A 19,310-nucleotide genomic window follows, 5' to 3' on the forward strand; every position below is an offset into this window, starting at 1 on the left:
ATTATGGACGAAAACTTGTATAAGAAGGAGGTTTTATGTCCTATATGGATTCAGACGCAAAGGGCTCAGCTGCTTACTTCCTCTTTTTCAAGAAAACAGCCGCCTCTCTGAGCTACGAGAGGCGGCTGTTTCGTTCTATAATTGGCATATCAATAATAACCGTTGTCCCTTTTCCTTTACCGCTTTTAAAATGCATGGTACCTTGATGACGCTCCATGATTTTGTAACATACGGCCAGCCCTAAGCCAGTGCCAGCTTCTTTTGTAGAATAAAACGGCGTTCCTACTTGTTCAATCCTCTCTTGACTCATTCCGATTCCATTGTCTTCAAAGTGAATCAATGCTCGTGTACCTTTTTCTTCAACTGTTATTGTAATATGACCTTTCTCCATAATAGCTTCTACACCGTTTTTGATCACGTTGATGAACACTTGTTTCAATTGATTTGCATCAGCCGAAACATAAATAGGCCTTTTGGCTGTTTCTTTCAATAAAATAGAAACATTATTTAAATTGGCCTGCGCTTCCATTAGCGTAATAACTTGTTTTAAAATCTCGCATAAATTGGTCTTTTCAAAAGATACATGCTGCTTTTTTCCAAGAATGAGCATTTCACTGGAGATTAAGTTGATGCGGTCGATTTCAGACATCATAATATCTAAATATGTGTCATTTGTTTCCTTAGAGGCTTGCATAACCTGTACAAAGCCTTTTAAAGAAGTAAGCGGGTTTCTAATTTCATGTGCGACGGCACCTGCCATTTGTCCAATAACGGACATTTTTTCCGAGGTTATCATAAGCTCTTCATCTTGACGGTATGTAGTAATATCACGTGCAATCATAAATACACCTACTACCTGCTTATGAACGATGATGGGAAGCAAAGAACACCTAAGCAGCCGTCTTTCTCGCTTTCTATTGATCACATTCATTTCGAACTTAGCACCTTTGCCATTCAGCACTTCTTTAAAATACTCTTTACACATATCAAACTCTTCAGCTGCGATAAGAGCTGAAGGTTTCATTTTTCGTAATTCTTCACTGGAGTATCCAACGATTCCTTCACCTTCTGGATTAGCAAGAAGAACTTCACCCGTTTTACTTATTTCAAAAACGCCATCGGGATTATGTTTGAATAAAGATTGATAGTGCTGATTGCTCGTTTGAAGTTCGTGTTCTTTCACTACGAGCTCTTGCTGGGACTCCACTAGTTTATAAGCTCTCCTATATACCAACCCATACAAAATAATCCCCGTAGCTAAAATAAAAAGCCAACCTTTGTATTGTTGAAAAAAAATATATACTTCAAAACGACCTTGCGCTAATGTTCTAGATATATTATCAGATATCAAGATCCATACAGCGCCAATAATGATATATATAATTGAAATTCTTAAAGCTACTTTACGCGCGTGTTTCACCAAATTTTAATCACCTGTTTATCAATATTGATCCCCTGTCTTATTGTCTTTATATGAAGTGTTCACTTTTTGTAGCCATTTCATGCCGTTGTAAAAAATTGATGAATGGCCTGACCTAAGTTACTAATAGATTTTACATTTGCTTGAAAATGATACTGGTGAAGCCATTGACTATGATCGGGTGTCACACCTGTTAAATAAATCTGTACACCCATTAGCTGAAATTCCCATATTAAATGTTCTAGGGCTGCAACACCTCGTTCATCAATTTGACCTATTCCATTAAAGTCAATGATAACTCGATCAACCGTTTCCTCATCTATTTGTCTGAGCAGCCGATGTTCATTTTTCATGATGACTTCCTCAAATAAATCGCCAAACAGAGGTATAAGCACCATGTTGTTCGATAAATGAATAAACGGTCCCGACAGTTCTATAACTCGGTTCATTGCTTTTTCTAATCGTTCTTTTTGCAGCAGCAGTTCTAAGTCTGTTTCAGATAAACGCGCTGTATGTTGTTGGATTTTTTCTGAAAGAATTCTAATTTGAGAATCTTCCTCTACACATATCACATGCGCCTTATCTTGCTCCCATTTGCAATTCACGGTATAAAGAGACATCTTAGCTTTGTGCGAATGCATGACTAATTCTGTTTTTATTTTTTTCTTCTGCCCTAATCGTTTTCTAGCTTTGATCTGACTATCTTCGTCAACAATTTCTAAAAAATGTTGAACCTCTCCAAATAAAGCGGCTGCTTCATCAGATTGCGCTAGAATATTCATTTCCTCATCCATAATAAAAACAGGAAGCGGAGCATGTTTAATAGTCGACAACCTTAATCCCCCTAATCGATTGATAATGAAAAAACTCTTTCAACTCCTCTAACTGTGCAATAAACCGAACTTGATTTGTTTGAGCAAGAGGAAACTTATAGCTTGAAACTACTCGACCTCCAACTAAAATAAGCGGCTGATGTTTTGTCTTTTGTAATCCTTCTATATATTCGTTTGCTTTTTCTATATGATGAGTTAAACTGAACGAGATTCCTACTAAATCAGGTTTCCATTGTTCAACAGTGTGCGTTGCATGTAAAAGCGGAGAATCTGCTCCTAAAAGTTTCGTCTGCCAGCCGTGCTCTTCAAAGAGAATGGAAATCATTTTTAAACCTAAAAAATGCTGTTCATTTTCTATACACAAAAACAGACCTTTTTTTTCATTTTTAATAACTTCTTGTTCTATACACAATTGATAGCGTGACAAAACATAGTCACAGGTAGTAGTAGCTAAATGTTCATCAGCCACTGAAATTTCATCTTCTTCCCACATCATACCGATTTGAGCCATCGACACTGAAATGAATTGCTGAAAAATATAAAATGTATCGAAACCCTGCTGTCTTTTTTTCCACACAATATTCCAAGCTTCATCTTGATTCCCTGATAACAGTAATTCAGTCAAGCGTTCTATGCTTTCAATCAAGAAACCACCTCTTTTTCAGTCAAACGACTTGTTTTTTCCTTTGTTATTATCAACCATACCACTTAACTCACCCGCACTCTACAGTAAAATATTCTCACACTGACAAAATAGCACCGGACGTCTCTAACAGGTCAATCTCTTTATTTTTCAAAGTCAACGAGGTAGTGATGCAGCAAGTGACGGTTTTGTTCATTGTATAAGTACGCATACACAGGTCGTCCTATTGTGCCGTAAGTCATTCTTTCCCCAAGAAGACCTATATCTGTTAGAAATTTTAAATATTTCCGAATAGATACTCTTGAAATTCCCGTTTTTTCAGCTACATCATCAGTCGAAAAAGGGTGATCTTTAAGATGCTCAATGGCTTCTACGATAACTTCTAATGTTCCTGTCGTTAAACCCTTAGGCAACGGCTCTACCCGAGCTTCTTTTATTTTTTTATTAGACAGCAGCCCGTCTAATTCCTGTTGGTTAAGCTGAGGTTGCTGTTTTAACGTACGAAATGTTTGTTTGTAAGCCGAAAGTGCTTGATAAAAGCGTTCAAATGTAAAAGGCTTAATCAAATAATCAATTGCTCCGTAGCGTAGAGCTTGCTGAATCGTTTGGGCATCCGAAGCAGCGGTGATAAAAATGACATCTATTTCCTCTTGTTTTGTTCGAATCTCTTGTAAAACTTTCAAACCATTTTGCCCAGGCATAAAGACATCAAGCAGCACTAAATCAACTTGATATTCATTTACCTTCACCAAGGCTTCATGACCCGAATGAGCAACAGCGACCACTGTAAACCCCTCTATCTCTTCAATGTACTTTTGATTAAACTGAGCAACCATTGGGTCATCTTCAACAATTAATACTTTAATCAACTTGATCTCTCCTTGTTTCGTACGGAATATCAATATAGAATGTGGTACCGCTATTTATAAATGAGTCAATGACGATTTGGCCACCTAGTTCATCAATCGTTTGCTTCACTAAATGCAGTCCAAACCCTCTGCTCGTGCCTTTTGTAGAAAAACCTTTCTTGAAAATCTGATTCATTGTATCGGAAGGAATGCCGCAGCCTGTATCCGTGACTTGAATCGTAAGTTTATTGTTTTTATAAACAAGCATAACGGACACTTTTTTAGAGGCTTGATGACAAACTGAATCAATTGCATTATCAATTAAATTCCCAATAATGGTAATGAGATGATGAGTAACGTGTGGATCTGAAGGTTCTGGAATAACTTCATCAGCGGAAAACGTCAGTTCTACACTTTCCTCTCTAGCATAACTCATTTTGCCCATGAGGAACCCTGCCAACGCATGATCTTTAATAGATTTAGTCACTGAACTAGATTCATCGACACGGTGATTAACAAGCTGATGAATATACGTTTTTAGCTCATCATAATAATTCATCTGCACCATTCCTAAAATCACATGAAGTTTATTCATAAATTCATGCGATTGTGCTCGAAGCGCTTCCACATACATTTTAACACCTGTTAGCTGTTCTGCTAAGATGTTAACTTCTGTTTTATCCCGAAACGTAGAAAGTGCCCCTACAATCTCTTCGTTTACTACTAGTGGAACCCTGTTAACCACAATGGCTACTCCATTTATGAATTGCTCTTCATCGTAATGAGATTCCCCCGTAGACAAAACGTCGTCCAGCCTGGAGGTGGGCATATATTCTCGAATAGACAAACCGATTGGCTCTGGCGCTAACCCTGCTTTAACAAATAAGCGGCGTGCAGAACGATTAGCAAGTGTAATATTACCTTCTTTATCAACAGCTATCACTCCTTCACGAACCGACTGCAGCATGGTACTTCTCTCTTCTAGAATTTTAGCAATTTCAGAAGGTTCCAAGCCAAATAAAATTTTCTTTATGTAATTCGCTAATAAAATAGCACCAAGAATGCCTACAAGTAAACCAATTAATGAACCTAAAACAATTCGCCGATGCCCATCTCTAATTGCTTCATTTACATTATTCAAAGAAATCCCCACAGCTACTGCGCCAATTTGTTGATTTTTTTCATTATAAATAGGTGCAAAAGCGCGCAGAGATTTATCGAGCGTTCCTTTTGATACAGATACATAAGATTTCCCGTGCAATGATTTTTGCTCATCGCCTCCGGCAAACCTCTTTCCTATTTTTTTAGGATCTGGATGAGATTGCCGAATTCCATTCATATCCATAACAACGATAAACAAGACGCTTGATTTTTTACGAATTCGTTTAGTGAATTCTTGAATTGACTGAGGTGTTTTTGTCTCTAGTCCTTCTTGCACGTTCGTTGATTCTGAAATAATCGTAGCAATAGTCCGAGCTTTTTCAGCCTGTTGATCCCGAATATTTTTTCCAATTGAACTGCTAACTAATAAATCCGTTAACAATAGCGATAGAATCACCACCATGCATACAAGCAGCACCGTGATGCTTCGCAGACCCATTCTTCCGTGTTTCACATTCTTCCCTCGCTTCCCTGCTTTTCTTGTTTATAGCACAAGAAAAAGATCTTATCTAGAGTCAGATAAGATCTTCGCTTATTTAATTTCATTTTTACTGAGTTGATTAACATTTATACAGGAAGGTTAACAATCTACTTTATAGTTTCGGTCCTTTTCGATATTTAAACCATCCCATTTTATAAAAGGCAAAGACCATTACGCCTACAAGCCCAATCATAATGCCAAGTACAATAAAATAATTATATTTCCCCGTCAGTTCCGGCATATATGAAAAGTTCATGCCATAGAGGCCAGCAATAAACGTCAACGGTAAGAAAATAGCTGACATAAGCGTTAGCGTAAACATGATTGAATTCATACGATCCGAGTTAATGGACATAAAGCTTTCTCGGATGTCATTTGACAAATCCCTGCTTGCTTGCATAATTTCAATCATATTTAATAGGTGGTCATAAATATCATTAAAATAGCGAACCTGCTCTTTTGCTTTTAACGCATTAGTTGACATAATACGATACATTAAATCTCTCATAGGGTTTAAAATGCGGCGCATTCGTGACAAATCACTTCGGATGTCATAAAGCTGCCTCATTAATTCATCCATAGGTTCGTCTTTTGCATTGTCTTCAATGTCGTCTATGTGATCTTCAAATTTATAAAGCACGGGGAAGTATTCGTCAACGGTATGATCTAAAAGTTCATACATGATATCCCATGTTCCATCTTCGGTAGCCTCAGGGTCTTTTTTGATAAGCTCCCAAACCCTAGCCACGCTCGTTAGCTTATCCATATGGTAAGTGACTAAAAAGTTATCCCCTACAAACGCAGATACTTCTAAGTGCTCAAGCTCTTCTTTATGAAGGGCATAATAGACTAAAAAATAATGCTCATCATACAACTCAAATTTAGCCCGCTGACCTTGATTTAAACAGTCCTCAACTGCTAAAGGATGAAAATTAAATTGTTCAAGCTGCTTTTTTTCTTCCTCGGTGGGATTGTAAAAATCAACCCAATACCATTGAAAGTCATGGCTTGAACGAATCTCATTCATTTCTATTTCTTTAATAGCTCCTTCTTTGGTTTTAGCTACAATTTTAATCATAAGATAACCTCTGTCTTTTTTGATACTATTCTCTGCACATACCCTTTTTACCATTTTGTTAAACTTTTTTCTTTTAATGTACGTCTTTTCTCGTCTATACATACGATGATGGTGACGACAAGAGAACAAAACGGTGAGGAGGTATATCCATATGTATGAATTTTACTCCCGGCACGAAGAATATTGGGAAGATGATACAAGGCTAGACGAACAGCTTCTAAGAGATATAAACAAAGCTGTAAACGACGAGTTTTCCGCTATTCACTACTATACACGCTTAGCAGAACTGGCTCCTAATAATCAGGTTCAACAAGCTATATTAGGTATTCGGCAGGATGAAATTAAACACTTTGACTGGTTTTCTAAAGCCTATTATGATTTATCAGGCAGCTACCCACAAATTTCATTAAACATAAAACTGCCAAATACTTTTCAAGAAGGGGTCTCTGAATCCATTAAAGATGAAGTAGAAACCGTTCCATTTTATCAATCAATCGCTAGAAGAATCACTAATGCTCGAATTCAAAGCCGCATTGTTCGAGCTGCGAGCGATGAACAGCGCCACGGTCAAATTTTCCGAACCATTCAGTCCCACTTCTCATACTAAATAATACGCTTGCAGTGGCAAGCGTATTATTTGGTATGGTTTTATCATTACCTCTTACTTGGTAGCATTAAATTCTTCTTTGATTTTTTGGAGCAACGCTTGATTTGTTAATACGTCATACCCTGTTAATGCCATTGTTTGTGCCCCGAGTATCATTGCTTCTCTTCCTTGCTCACTTAAAGCTGCTTCTCTAAATTCGTGCGTATGACAAACAAAATAATCATCACAAATTTGAATATACGGATGAATAGCCGGAACAACTTGGCTTACATTCCCCATATCTAAAGATCCATGATCGCCTTGGTCTTCTGTAATGCTTTGTTCACTTACGCCTAATGAGATGAGATTATTTGTATAGACATCGGATAATGTTTGATTCGTTTGCATATCATCATAAGAAAACTCATAGTTTGAGATTTTTAATTTTGTTCCCGTGGCTAGAGCAGCGCCGTTGGCACATGCCTTCACCTTCTCTGTCACTTCATCTACATATGCACGAGTTGAAGCACGAACATAAAATTGCGCTACTGCATAATCAGGCACAACGTTGGCCGCTTTGCCTCCCTCTGTAATCACTCCATGAATTCGTACATCCGGCTTCACATGCTGGCGAAGCGCATTAATACTGTTGAACGTTTGTAATACGCCGTCTAACGCATTGATTCCTTCATGAGGAGCAGCAGCTGCGTGCGCGGATTTTCCGAAGAACTCAAACTGAATGGCATCCATTGCAAGAGAACGTCCGCTTTTTTGGTGACAGTAATAAGGATGTACCATCATAGCTACGTCTAAATGATTAAAAATGCCTTGCTCGGCCATCGTTACTTTGCCGCCTCGTGTTTCTTCTGCAGGCGTTCCATATACGTATACTTTACCGCCTGTTTCTGCAACTGCTTTACTAAGACCAATACCAGCTGCAATCGACATGGTTCCAATTAAGTTATGGCCGCATGCATGTCCGAGATCCGGCAAAGCATCGTACTCAGCCATAAACCCAATCGACGGACCTGGCTTTTGACTGTCATAAACAGCAGTAAAAGCCGTTGGCAAGTCACATGTACCAATTTCAACTGTGAACCCTTGTTCTTTTAAAACATCCGTTAATGCTTTGCACGCTTTGAATTCTTCGTGGCCAAGCTCAGGGTTTTGCCCAATATATTTGCTTACATCATAAAATGTATCCTGTAAGTTATTAATTGCTTCATTTATTAATTGTTTCATTAGTCGTACTCCTCTTTTAAATATTTAAACAAATTATAGTATATTTATTCATTTTTTAAAAGCTAGTTTTTAAGACATGTTTTCCTATCACCTTAATATGCCTTATAATTAAACTACTAACTGTTTTAAAGAAGGTATGCATAATGATTTACGTAAAAAAATTCAATTTTTTAGGCGGTCGTATTATTAAAACAGGCATTGCCGTTTTTTTGACTGCACTCATTTGCCAGTCTATCGGCTGGCCATATATGCTCGCTGTTATTACAGCTATTGTTACGATTGAACCAACAGCTGCCGATTCTATTAAAAAAGCGTTCATCCGCTTTCCTGCTTCAGCAATCGGAGCTGCTTTTGCCATGCTTTACACATTTCTATTAGGAGTGACGCCGCTTACCTATATGCTTGTTGCTGTTTCTACTATTATATCCTGTTCTAAATTGCGTTTGCATGCAGGAACACTCGTTGCCACGCTAACAGGAGTGGCTATGCTGACGATTGTGCACGATCATTATTTCATCTCGTTTTTAATTCGCTTAGCGACCACCAGCATTGGGCTGCTTACTTCTTCACTTGTGAATATCATCGTTCTTCCTCCTAATTATACACCGATTATTACGAGGAAAATTCAAAATCTCTCAAAACAAATGAGCAGCGTTTTACAGCAAAGAGGAAGCGAACTTTCCCAAGTACATGCTTGTCATAAACAAACAAAGCTTCAATTTCAGCAGCTTTCCGCTGAAATTGAAAAAATTGAGACGCTTTGTGAGTATCAGCGAAAAGAATGGAAGTTTCATCATTTCACTCGTACAGCTATGAGAAAATTCCACTATGAATATAAGAAACTTTCTCTTATGAGGCAGCTTGTCTACCATATTGGTAATTTAATTTACTTGCCTGCTCATCAGCTGCAAAGTGCAAGACATCAAGTAATATGGGATACATTCACTTCCTTTCATAACGTCTTACAAAATGAACAATATAAAAGCTCTTTGCATCATCAAACGCTTGTTTTGACTTTAAAACAAAGGTTTTGGGCACATAAGCAGGAAGAAAACAGAGGGGATCAGCCTTTTTCAACAGAAACAACAATGCTGTACGAACTGCTTGCAATTCACCATCTGCTTGAAGAACTACACCGTATTCATTGTTTGAAGGATCGATATAACTTAAATAACTCATCTGTCTCGCTTTCTTCATAAAAAAATCCTCACATATGTGAGGATTTTTTTGTTTACGAAACTTGTGACTCATCTTTCTTATATTCTTTCTCCCAGTAGTCTGCATTTTTAATTCCTAGCTTAACGGGATCAAACACAGGGTCTACCCCTTGTTTTTTCTGAGCTTCATAGTCTTTTAATGCAACTAACGCAGGCTTAGCTAAAATTAAGATAGCAATTAAATTTAGCCATACCATGATACCAAGTCCCGCATCACCTAACGCCCAAGCTAGTGATGCTTGTTTAACTGCCCCGTAGAACGTAGCTCCTAGAAGGACAAGCTTTAATGCAAACATAGCCCACTTTCCGTTCTTTCCGCGAGTTAGATAAGCAATATTTGTTTCAGCAATGTAATAATAAGCCATAATCGTTGTAAACGCGAAGAAAAATAGAGCCACTGCCACGAACCCAGCTCCGAACCCCGGCAACACTGTTTCAATAGCAGCTTGTGTAAATCCAGGTCCTGCTTCTACACCCGGTAAATTTGAAATAATAAATGAACCGCCTGGTCCTTCCGTGTTGTACATGCCTGTGAATAAAATCATAAACGCTGTTGCTGAACAAACGAACAGTGTATCAATATAAACCGAAAAAGCTTGTACAAGACCTTGTTTCGCCGGATGTGAAACTTCTGCTGCAGCTGCTGCGTGAGGTCCTGTACCTTGTCCTGCTTCGTTTGAATAGATGCCTCGCTTAACTCCCCAAGAAACAGCTAAACCAACAATTCCTCCAAAAGCAGAATCTAATGCAAAAGCACTTTTAAAAATAAGAGCGATAACTCCCGGCAACTCGGAAATGTTCATGGCAATAATAATAAGAGCTAAAATAATATACCCAAGTGCCATAAAAGGTACAACGAATTGGGCCACTCCTGCAATACGCTTAACGCCTCCAAAGATAATAAAAGCAAGAATAATAACTAATCCTACTGCTGTAACCGTTGGACTAACGCCAAATGCGTTGTCGATTCCAAGCGCGATGGAGTTAGACTGAACACCCGGCATTAAGATACTCATCGCAACAAGTGCTGCAATAGCAAATAAAATGCCATACCATTTCATACCTGTTCCTTTTTCAATGTAGTACGCTGGACCACCTCGATATTGGCCATCTTGTTTAACTTTATAAATTTGAGCAAGTGTTGATTCGATGAATGCACTAGAAGCACCAATAAAAGCAACAGCCCACATCCAAAATACAGCCCCTGGACCTCCAAACGCGATAGCTGTCGCAACTCCAGCAATGTTTCCTGTTCCGACTCGTCCCGACAGCGCTAGAGACAGGGCTTGGAAGGAAGAAACTCCTGCTTCTGAACTTTTACCTTGAAACATCAGCATAATCATGTCTTTTAAGTGTCTCACCTGCAAAAACCTCGTTAAAATTGAGAAAAACAGACCAATCGCAAGACACCCATAAATAACAGGCGTGCTCCATAGCACATTATTCAAACTCGTTACAAATTGCTCCAAACGATAACCCCCTTATTTTACATTCAGACTATTTTAAATTATAAGTTAAATTATAAATTTTAACAATAAAACTCTAAATTAAAACTAATTTTTAGTTAAAATATACAAAAAAACTTGTAAAATCCTCAAAACATCCAACAATAAACCGTTTACATTCCGTAACTATCGCTTTCAAAAGAGAGGTATCTGCACCTTTCTTCTCAGGAACACATAGGCTATAGAAGTTATTTTCTATTAGAAGGTGTGAAAAACAATGATGAGAATAGAGCCTTTATTTTATCGCCCTTTAGCTCTAGACCTTCTTTATGCGTGCGTCTTAGCTTATAAGCAATACGCACAGGGAGGCACATTTGATGTACCTGAAGGCTACCGGCTTATTAAATCGTTTAAAGCTTCTGCCGTAGGGGTGCAAGAATGGTTTGGTTTTATTTTAGAATCTGATGACTCTATCGTAATTGCCTTTCGAGGAACTCAATCTGAGGCAGACTGGATTGCTGATGCTCGCATTAGGCAGCGCCCTTATCCATACAATCAACAAGCTGGTCTCGTTCACGAAGGTTTTTTAGCCGTTTACGAATCATGCCGTGATGAAATTTTTGAAACATATCAGTCCCTTACCCCCAAGCCACTTTATATAACGGGGCATAGCCTAGGTGGTGCACTCGCTGCTCTTCATGCCTTAGATGTCGCCACAAACGCATCTTTTCCGGAAGTTACAATGTACAACTACGGAGCTCCTCGAGTAGGTGATCCTCAATTCGTTCAAACATACACAAATCTTGTTTCAAATAGCCGCTGTTTTGTTAACACGACGGATACGGTTCCTAAAATCCCTCCGAAGCGCCTTTATTCCCCTTCCACCAAGCAAACGATTTATTACGATCAAGATCCTCTGCAACTCTCGTTTACGATTCAAACAGGCTCTACCGTAGGGAATCATAATCCCCAAACATACAGTGTTGGTATTTGGATGATGTCGGACTATCCTATTTTGGTCCAAAAATAAAAAAACAGGCGGACTGCCTGTTTTTTTTATGCACCAATTGCTGTTTTGATTTCTTCTATTTGTTCTTGATGACGCTTTTCATGATAGCCAATAAAATCAATCCACTGCTTTAAATCCATTAACCCAAACACAGGGTGTGGAAATGATTTTTGCTTTAGCTTGTCTTCACTTGCTGTTTCTTCTAGCTCTATTAAAGCTGCTCTTGATTCTGCCAGCTTACTCTTCATCTCTTCTAATGTCTGCTTTTCATTAGAAGGCGTAACTTGAGCCGGTGCATCTACTTTTCGCGAACGGTCTACCGCTAAATGAAACGGCTTATCTTCAGTTGGCTGATCCACACCGTTTTCTAACTGATCCTTTACACGTGAAACAATCATGCGCTCCATCAAATATAAATGTTCTAATACTTGCATAACGCTCCATGTATTAGATGCTGGCTGTTGATTTAATTGTTCATATGTTAATGATTCTACACTTCTCAATACATCATTTCGAAACTGTTCATTTTTATTCATTTTTCATCCTCCTCTAGGATTCCTCTAACTTATCGTATCAAAAAACTCTTCCATATAAAAAAGATATCCCTTTATTTAACCATGTTTTAGCTGCAATTGTTTCACGTGAAAAAATCACATTTTCTATTTGACATAGATCAACTGAGGTGTTATATTTAGATTTCTGGCTTTTCTTTAAGAGCTGGACATAGTGAAAGTAACTTGAAAGGATGTATCGTACAATGCAAGGTAAAAATACTGGCATTCGACACATGTCTTTGAACAAAACTTATTCACACTGGATCGGCTTCGGAGCCGTAAGGATGCAAGAGAGGTAGGGCTTGCGTCGTTTAGGTTAATCGATCATGTGGAAAAACAAACCGCGGCAATGGATGAAATCCATGCAAGCACAATCAATGCTAATTGTGCCCTAACAACAACGAAACATACAAAAACCGTAATCATGGATTTTATAAAGAAAGTAATCATTTTGTTTTTACACTTGCAAAAGCAAGTTACTGATAAGAAACACGAACAAAAGCGAGCAGATGCATCTGCTCGCTTTTTTAATGATACTTTTTATTTACTTTATCATTTCTTTTTTAGCGGATCTTATAAAAAAGCCGAAACCAATGTGGTTTCGGCTTTTTTTCTTATTGCTCTGCTAGTACATCAGCAAATGCTTTTGCATAAGGAGGAAGGTCTGGCGGACGGCGGCTTGAAATAATGTGGCCGTCGATTACGACTGCTTCATCATGCCAAATAGCTCCCGCATTTTCCATATCATCTTTGATTCCTGGCGTACTTGTTACGTTTCGGCCATCTAAGATTTTTGCAGAAATTAATACCCATCCTGCATGGCAGATTTGGCCGATTGGCTTTTGCTGTTCATCCATATGACGAACCATTTCAATTACTTCAGGATAGCGGCGCAGTTTATCCGGCGCCCAGCCCCCAGGTACTAAAATAGCATCATATTCAGCTGGATCAACATCTTTAAACGCGTAGTCCGATACGGCTGGAACACCGTATTTCCCCATGTACGTTTCGTTTGCTTTTTCTCCAACTAAATGTACTTCTGCTCCTTCTTCTCGAAGACGCATCACTGGATACCATAGTTCTAGATCTTCAAAGTCTGCACTAACAAGCGCAATAACTCTTTTATTTTCTAAACGCATCGTAACACCTCCGCCATCAGTATAGCATGTTGGAGAATAAGATTGAAAATAAGGGACTAACTTGTACATAATTAAAGGATTTTTCAAGTGATCTTCAGAAAATTTTTGTATGCCAAATGGTCTAATTTTATATTTCCACTTGACTAAGGACAAACATCACACTACAATGTGTAGTGTGATGTTCATAATGTTATAAAATTATCCAAATAAGAAAGACTTTCTGATTTAATTGCTACATTTCTTTTTTCGGGCTTTAACACTACATAATGTAGTGTTTTTCAAATACACTTAAAGGAGGAAGTAAAGTGAATAAAAACGTCGAAATTGGTTCACTTATTATTCGTTTAGTATTAGGTTTTACATTTTTAGTACACGGCTTTCAAAAATGGCAAGGCGGGATTGAAAATACAGTAGGGTTCTTCGATAGCTTAGGAATCCCTGGTTTCATGGCATATATTGTTGCAACCATTGAACTTGTAGGTGGGATTCTTATTATTCTTGGCCTAGCAACAAGAGTCGTATCTGCTTTATTTGTGGCAGTTATGCTTGGCGCCATTTTTACAGCCAAGCTTAAAAGCGGATTTGTTGGCGGGTTTGAATTTGATATTGCCTTAATTGCCATGTCTGCTCACTTATTTCTTGCAGGAAGCCAGTTCCTTGCTCTTGATGCAGTGGTATTCAAAAAGAAAGAAACTGCCTTTTCTCTTCAAGAAGAAAGCAGTAAATAAAAAAAGAAAGCTTATACTCTCCCAATATAAGCTTTAAAATTAGTTCCCGCCGTTTGAGGCGGGCTTTTTTTATATTTGCAGCAGCAAATTCGCAAATAAAGAAGAACGCTCGGACAACGTATCAATTTGAATATGTTCATATTCTGCATGTATTCCTTTTCCGCATGCTCCTAATCCATCCAGCGTGGGAACTCCAATGGCCGCTGTAAAATTGCCATCACTTCCGCCGCCCACAGCTGCTTCTTCCAATTTCATACCCAGTTTCGCCGCGATTGACTGAGCGCATTCAAATAGCTCTTCCGTTTGTTTAGACTTGACCATCGGAGGACGATTCATGCCTCCCGTTACTTCGAGCTTAATCCCTTTTAAAATGGGTGTTAAATTCAAAATAATATCCGTCATGCGTTTTGCTTCTTCTTCTGTAGAAACACGTAAATCCACGTGCGCTTCTGCATATTCCGGCACTACATTTGTACCGCTGCCTCCCGTAAATGTCCCAACGTTCACCGTTGTACCTTTTTCATAATCTGTTAAGCCCTGCAAGAAAATCACTTGGCGCGCCAGCTCTTCAATCGCATTGATTCCTTCTTTGTGGTGATTACCCGCGTGTGCTGCTCGTCCCCATACTTTTACGGTGAAAATCCCCGCTCCTTTGCGTGACGTTTTTAACGCACCTGAACCCGCCACCGCTGGTTCCGCTACTAGCACTGCTTCACTTCTTTGTGCTTCTTCTTCAATGTATTTTTTAGAAGAAATTGACCCAATCTCTTCATCCGAATTACAGAAAAACACAATTTTTTTATCGAGCGATAAGCCAAGCTCTTGAATCGCTTTAATCGCCCATATAGATTGTACAATGCCGCCTTTCATGTCTAAAATTCCCGGACCATACAGCTTGTTTCCCTCCGTTCTTAGACTCAGCCTCCCCTTTTCCCATACCGTGTCAAAATGACCGATAATTAAAAGCTGCTTTTCTCCTTCTCCAATCGTAAATTTCAAGTGGTTTCCTACTTCTTTTTCTTCTATGATTTCGTACCCTACCCCTAACCGCTTTTGAAACAGCTGCGTTAAATACATTCCACACTGATCTACTAACTCTTTACTGTAGGACGGTGATTCTTTTTTCACAAATCCAATTAAATCTTCAAGCATATCTTGTTCGTGTTCTTTTAAATAACTAAACACGCTTTGTTCTACCATTACCTGACTCAAATCAATTCCTCCTCCAAACAACCCCTGCTGCTTGCATTAAATGCTTTTATTTATTTTACGTATAACTATGTTCTACGTTTCACATAACGACCTTAAATTATCCTTAATTATAATGGTTTTCAGACAATTTTCCATCCTTTAAATACAGATAATACTTTAACTTATTCATAACCGACCGAAAATAGCCATAAACTTCAACAAATTCATACAAAAAAGCTTCAATCTTCAACAGATTAAAGCTTTCGTTTGACTAATTGACATTTATTTTAATATTTTTCCCTTTTGACTTCACACTCACAAAAACAAACATAGACACTAAAAAAATAAACAGAATAACGCCAACCATTTCAAAGTTTACTTCGGCCCATGGGTTAAAGAAAGTGAATGCTAAATAGAACGACACACCATACGCGAGGACAACAATAACCCAGCCCATCAAGCGGGAAGCAGATTGTCCAAATTTACTCGATTCATTCACCATTTTATGTACAATCATCGAATCGATTGTATCTGTAAGCATCATGCCAAACATAAACACTAGTCCCAACAAAAGTGGCGTATACTTGCCTGCGTTCCCTACAGCTAGAGACCACACGGCCGTTTGACTGACCGTTTCGGCTGCTAAAGCGAACAATGCCCCTACAAGAATAATTAAAAAAGGATTCGTTGTTCCTTTTGCGATTTTCGGAATAAACTTCCCTTTTAATCCGCTCAGCTGAAACTCTTCTTCTTTATTTTTAGTTCGAAGCAAATGATATGTGTTTAATGTTCCAATCAGAAAGAGAGAGATAATGGATACCCAAGATGCAAAATGATCAAAATATGATGGAAACGTAAAATTCTTCATCACCACGCCCAGCACCCCGGCCGTGACGGCCACCATTCCTCCATGACCTAGTGAAAACAGCGTTCCAACCCACGGGGCAAAACGGCTGCCCATTCTCCAATTATATCGGGTCTGGCCATCAATAAAAGCTAAGTGATCTGCATCCAATCCGTGCCTGATTCCTAATAAAAAGACAAGTAAAAAAACTGATAAACCTTCCATTTCCTACACTCCTTTTTTTAAAATAAAACGTAAAAAAGCCTCAATTCTATAGAAATTGAGGACGTGTCGGCATATGAAAATAAACAGCAATTGCTCACTGCGTACCTTGATACACCGCCTCTTTCCTAGAAGAGTCAAGTGTACAGAATAGGTAGGTCTCCTGGCTTGAGATCATCATTTTCTACCGCCTTCCCCATTTTGAGTGACGATAAGATAGAAAACTCCCTGCTTACAGTGGCTGGACCGCTCGAGATTTGCACTCGATTCCCTGTTACCTCTTACGCTATGTAAGAGCACCTAAACTGTGCGAATGATTCATTTTCTTCCTCATTATACTAGTACCGCTTACAAATGAATAGAGAAAATTCAAATAAAAAAGCCCTGCTAAGCTTTACATGCTTAGCAGGGCTTTTTAAAGCAATTAAACTACTTCTACCGTTACGTCTACGTTGCCGCTGATTGCTTTTGAATACGGACAGTATGAATGAGCTAGGTCTACATATTTTTTCGCTGTTTCTAAATCTAAGCCTTCGATATGTGCTTCAAGCGCTACTCCAATTTTCACTCCTTGATCAGCTTTATCAGGAAGCAGCTGAACAGTAGCTTTTACTTCACTGCTTTTGATTTCTACGTTATGTTTTTTCAACATAAATTCTAACGCGCTGTTGAAACAAGCACTGTATCCAGCTGCAAACAGCTGCTCTGGGTTTGTTGCTGTTGTTGCTTCTCCACCAAGCGCTGGAGGTGTTGCAACGTCTAAGTTAAAGATGTTATCTAAAGAGTGAACTTCTCCTGTTCTTCCACCTGTGTTAACGACTGTTGTTTCATATAAAGCTTTCATGTATAAACCTCTCCTCTTTTTCATTAATTTTATTAAAAGTTTTTTATTTGTCGTTTCTGTGATTTAATTGTACACAATTTAATTTTAAAAAACAAGTATTAAATACATTAAAAATTTCCCAATAAAAAAAGCCGCGTATTTGCGACTTTTTCTTAATAATATTGAGACTGTTCGTCATAAGCTGATTTTCGAAAAATAGACAAGTTGGTAATGGACCTCATCAGTTTCGTATTAAAAATAACATAATGAATAAACAGCGCCAGCACGCAGCCTAAAACGGCTCCTGTTAACACATCGAATGGATAATGAACGCCAACCCATACGCGTGAAAAGGCAATGAGTACGCCCATGACAACCCACATGCGTCCTGAACGTTTGAAATGCAGCCAAATGGTAAAAGTGATAACTAATGCAGATGTAGCATGATCGCTTGGAAATGAAGAATTTGCGGCGTGATCAACAAGCTGATTCACGTGGTGAGAGATAAACGGACGATCTCGATAAGCAAATAAACTAATCACTTTATTGATAATGACTCCTGTGGCACAAGCACACAAAGCTTGAAATGCTACAACACGGCTGCCGTTTTTATTAATAAGTAAAAACAAGCCGAGTAAAACGATAAGTACATACTGGGCATAATCTGCAAAGAATACCATCAGCGAATCTAGAGGCTTTACGTGTGAGGCATACTGATTCACCGCGTGGAAGATGGTATAATCTACTGAATTAATAGCTGATAACATAATCGAAATCCTTTCTTATTTTTAAATGTCATTAGCTATCTTATCAGTTTCTTGAGAAAATGAACATATTTTTGTCAGAAGCTTCCTAACTGGTATTTATAAATAATGTATTCAGACTGAGTAGTAAACCAACGGACTTTCGCCCATTAACTCACCTGTGAGTGATCCACAATATTTTTTTGCAAAAAGATTTCCTCTAAAGAAGGTTCTTCGACGTGAACTTGATAAATGTCGATGCCGCATTGAATCAATTCGCGAATAATAAGAGGAATATTTCTTTCTTTTTGAAGCATCACTTTTGTGTACATGTGATGGTATTCAACTTCGGGACTCAACGTACGGAAAAACTGTTGAATATATTCTTTATGACTGCTTGGGTAGGGATCATGTTTAATCATCACCGTTTTTTTCGCTTGATATTGAAAGCGCAGCTCTTCCATTGTACCTTCTATTAAAATGACCCCATTTTTCATAATCGCTACACGTGTACAAATCTTCTCAACTTCATTTAAATTATGAGACGTCATAAAAATTGTCTTGCCTTGATTTTGGAGTTCTCTTATTAGTTCATGAATGTGAAGAGCAGATTCAACATCTACTCCAGAAGTTGGTTCATCTAAAAAGATAAGATCTGGGTCTGCTACAATTGCTTGAGCAATTCCTAACTTCTTTTTCATTCCAAATGAAAACTTTCCAACTTTCTGATGCTCATGTCCTTCTAATCCTACTTTCTTCAGTACAATACTACAGTGTTCTTTCGAAAAACGATGGCCGTTTATCTTTAAAAAATAGCGCAAATGATTGAGCGCTGTCATCTCATCATAAAAGTTAGCATAGTCAGGAAGCACACCTATTTTCTTCTGAAGCTCTAAATCAATATCACTCTGTCCCAGCAGCGTAAATTCTCCTGCTGAAGGAAATGAAACGCCGGTAAGCATATTAATAAATGTAGACTTTCCTGCTCCGTTTCTTCCTAAAAATCCGTAAATTTCCCCTTGTGGTACCTGTAAATTAATACCGTTAACAACTGTTTTAGATCCATATTTTTTAGTTAATTTACTTGTTTCAATAGCATACAT

20 protein-coding genes, 1 pseudogene and 1 riboswitch are annotated in these 19,310 nt (G+C 38.3%); of the genes and pseudogenes, 6 read left to right on the top strand and 15 right to left on the bottom strand.

Features of this window, described 5'->3' with window-relative positions; genetic code table 11:
• Positions 1–112 precede the first annotated feature (112 nt).
• From AC1DEF_RS23700 to AC1DEF_RS23710, 3 genes are all read right to left on the bottom strand, one after another.
• A complete protein-coding gene (locus tag AC1DEF_RS23700; RefSeq protein WP_230184708.1) occupies positions 113–1,420 on the bottom strand; it encodes an ATP-binding protein in 1,308 nt (435 codons plus the stop codon).
• Between the two features lie 80 nt (positions 1,421–1,500).
• Positions 1,501–2,253: an STAS domain-containing protein gene (locus AC1DEF_RS23705; protein ID WP_097824754.1), complete on the bottom strand. Its 753-nt coding sequence runs from the start codon at positions 2,251–2,253 to the stop codon at positions 1,501–1,503.
• A complete protein-coding gene (locus AC1DEF_RS23710; protein WP_097824753.1) occupies positions 2,240–2,899 on the bottom strand; it encodes a cobalamin B12-binding domain-containing protein in 660 nt (219 codons plus the stop codon). The genes AC1DEF_RS23705 and AC1DEF_RS23710 overlap by 14 nt, the downstream gene beginning before the upstream one ends.
• A gap of 196 nt (positions 2,900–3,095) precedes the next feature.
• Between AC1DEF_RS23710 and AC1DEF_RS23715 the strand changes: the two genes are divergently transcribed.
• A complete protein-coding gene (locus AC1DEF_RS23715) occupies positions 3,096–3,191 on the top strand; it encodes a hypothetical protein (RefSeq protein ID WP_377560525.1) in 96 nt (31 codons plus the stop codon).
• A gap of 241 nt (positions 3,192–3,432) precedes the next feature.
• On the opposite strand, the pseudogene AC1DEF_RS23720 reads toward AC1DEF_RS23715, so the two are convergent.
• The 3 genes and pseudogenes from AC1DEF_RS23720 to corA all read right to left on the bottom strand — a co-directional run.
• Positions 3,433–3,798: pseudogene (locus AC1DEF_RS23720) on the bottom strand (response regulator); the annotation flags it as partial.
• Positions 3,758–5,344, bottom strand: coding sequence for a DcuS/MalK family sensor histidine kinase (gene dcuS, locus AC1DEF_RS23725; protein ID WP_097824786.1), 1,587 nt, complete (start codon positions 5,342–5,344; stop codon positions 3,758–3,760). The pseudogene AC1DEF_RS23720 and the gene dcuS, both read right to left, overlap by 41 nt.
• A gap of 154 nt (positions 5,345–5,498) precedes the next feature.
• Complete coding sequence (gene corA, locus AC1DEF_RS23730) at positions 5,499–6,464, bottom strand: magnesium/cobalt transporter CorA (protein ID WP_013055095.1); 966 nt, start codon at positions 6,462–6,464, stop codon at positions 5,499–5,501.
• Positions 6,465–6,615: 151 nt separating this feature from the next.
• Between corA and AC1DEF_RS23735 the strand changes: the two genes are divergently transcribed.
• Complete coding sequence (locus AC1DEF_RS23735) at positions 6,616–7,071, top strand: ferritin-like domain-containing protein (RefSeq protein WP_016762818.1); 456 nt, start codon at positions 6,616–6,618, stop codon at positions 7,069–7,071.
• A 54-nt stretch (positions 7,072–7,125) separates the two neighbouring features.
• On the opposite strand, the gene AC1DEF_RS23740 is transcribed toward AC1DEF_RS23735, so the two are convergent.
• Positions 7,126–8,292 (bottom strand): M20 family metallopeptidase, encoded by a 1,167-nt coding sequence (locus AC1DEF_RS23740; RefSeq protein WP_097824752.1) that lies wholly within the window; start codon positions 8,290–8,292, stop codon positions 7,126–7,128.
• Between the two features lie 143 nt (positions 8,293–8,435).
• Between AC1DEF_RS23740 and AC1DEF_RS23745 the strand changes: the two genes are divergently transcribed.
• On the top strand, positions 8,436–9,491 hold the full coding sequence (locus tag AC1DEF_RS23745; RefSeq protein ID WP_097824751.1) for an aromatic acid exporter family protein: 1,056 nt from the start codon (positions 8,436–8,438) through the stop codon (positions 9,489–9,491).
• 32 nt (positions 9,492–9,523) lie between these two features.
• Here the strand turns inward: AC1DEF_RS23745 and AC1DEF_RS23750 are convergent, their stop codons facing one another.
• On the bottom strand, positions 9,524–10,978 hold the full coding sequence (locus AC1DEF_RS23750; protein WP_097824750.1) for an alanine/glycine:cation symporter family protein: 1,455 nt from the start codon (positions 10,976–10,978) through the stop codon (positions 9,524–9,526).
• Between the two features lie 253 nt (positions 10,979–11,231).
• Between AC1DEF_RS23750 and AC1DEF_RS23755 the strand changes: the two genes are divergently transcribed.
• Positions 11,232–11,984: a lipase family protein gene (locus AC1DEF_RS23755; RefSeq protein WP_013081488.1), complete on the top strand. Its 753-nt coding sequence runs from the start codon at positions 11,232–11,234 to the stop codon at positions 11,982–11,984.
• A 26-nt stretch (positions 11,985–12,010) separates the two neighbouring features.
• Here AC1DEF_RS23755 and AC1DEF_RS23760 read toward each other — a convergent pair whose 3' ends face one another.
• Positions 12,011–12,499, bottom strand: a complete 489-nt coding sequence (locus tag AC1DEF_RS23760; RefSeq protein WP_013081487.1) for a DinB family protein — start codon at positions 12,497–12,499, stop codon at positions 12,011–12,013.
• 346 nt (positions 12,500–12,845) lie between these two features.
• Here AC1DEF_RS23760 and AC1DEF_RS23765 point away from each other — a divergent pair, with 346 nt between their 5' ends.
• Positions 12,846–13,205: a hypothetical protein gene (locus tag AC1DEF_RS23765; protein WP_255255783.1), complete on the top strand. Its 360-nt coding sequence runs from the start codon at positions 12,846–12,848 to the stop codon at positions 13,203–13,205.
• On the opposite strand, the gene AC1DEF_RS23770 is transcribed toward AC1DEF_RS23765, so the two are convergent.
• Positions 13,132–13,656, bottom strand: a complete 525-nt coding sequence (locus AC1DEF_RS23770) for a type 1 glutamine amidotransferase domain-containing protein (protein WP_013055087.1) — start codon at positions 13,654–13,656, stop codon at positions 13,132–13,134. The two genes, AC1DEF_RS23765 and AC1DEF_RS23770, sit on opposite strands and share 74 nt — an antisense overlap.
• A 305-nt stretch (positions 13,657–13,961) precedes the next feature.
• On the opposite strand from AC1DEF_RS23770, the gene AC1DEF_RS23775 reads away from it, so the two are divergent.
• Complete coding sequence (locus tag AC1DEF_RS23775; protein ID WP_016762814.1) at positions 13,962–14,384, top strand: DoxX family protein; 423 nt, start codon at positions 13,962–13,964, stop codon at positions 14,382–14,384.
• Between the two features lie 69 nt (positions 14,385–14,453).
• Here the strand turns inward: AC1DEF_RS23775 and AC1DEF_RS23780 are convergent, their stop codons facing one another.
• From AC1DEF_RS23780 to AC1DEF_RS23800, 5 genes are all read right to left on the bottom strand, one after another.
• The gene (locus AC1DEF_RS23780) at positions 14,454–15,617 is read right to left on the bottom strand and encodes a M20 family metallopeptidase (RefSeq protein WP_043975748.1); all 1,164 of its coding nucleotides are present in this window, start codon (positions 15,615–15,617) and stop codon (positions 14,454–14,456) included.
• Between the two features lie 229 nt (positions 15,618–15,846).
• A complete protein-coding gene (locus AC1DEF_RS23785) occupies positions 15,847–16,644 on the bottom strand; it encodes a HoxN/HupN/NixA family nickel/cobalt transporter (RefSeq protein ID WP_013055084.1) in 798 nt (265 codons plus the stop codon).
• Positions 16,645–16,777: 133 nt separating this feature from the next.
• A riboswitch (cobalamin riboswitch) is annotated at positions 16,778–16,960 on the bottom strand.
• Between the two features lie 105 nt (positions 16,961–17,065).
• Positions 17,066–17,485, bottom strand: coding sequence for an organic hydroperoxide resistance protein (locus AC1DEF_RS23790; protein ID WP_013055083.1), 420 nt, complete (start codon positions 17,483–17,485; stop codon positions 17,066–17,068).
• Between the two features lie 152 nt (positions 17,486–17,637).
• The gene (locus tag AC1DEF_RS23795; RefSeq protein WP_043975754.1) at positions 17,638–18,231 is read right to left on the bottom strand and encodes an undecaprenyl-diphosphatase; all 594 of its coding nucleotides are present in this window, start codon (positions 18,229–18,231) and stop codon (positions 17,638–17,640) included.
• A gap of 146 nt (positions 18,232–18,377) precedes the next feature.
• Positions 18,378–19,310, bottom strand: a complete 933-nt coding sequence (locus tag AC1DEF_RS23800) for an ABC transporter ATP-binding protein (RefSeq protein WP_043975756.1) — start codon at positions 19,308–19,310, stop codon at positions 18,378–18,380.

The organism is Priestia sp. 10L35 (genome assembly GCF_056395685.1).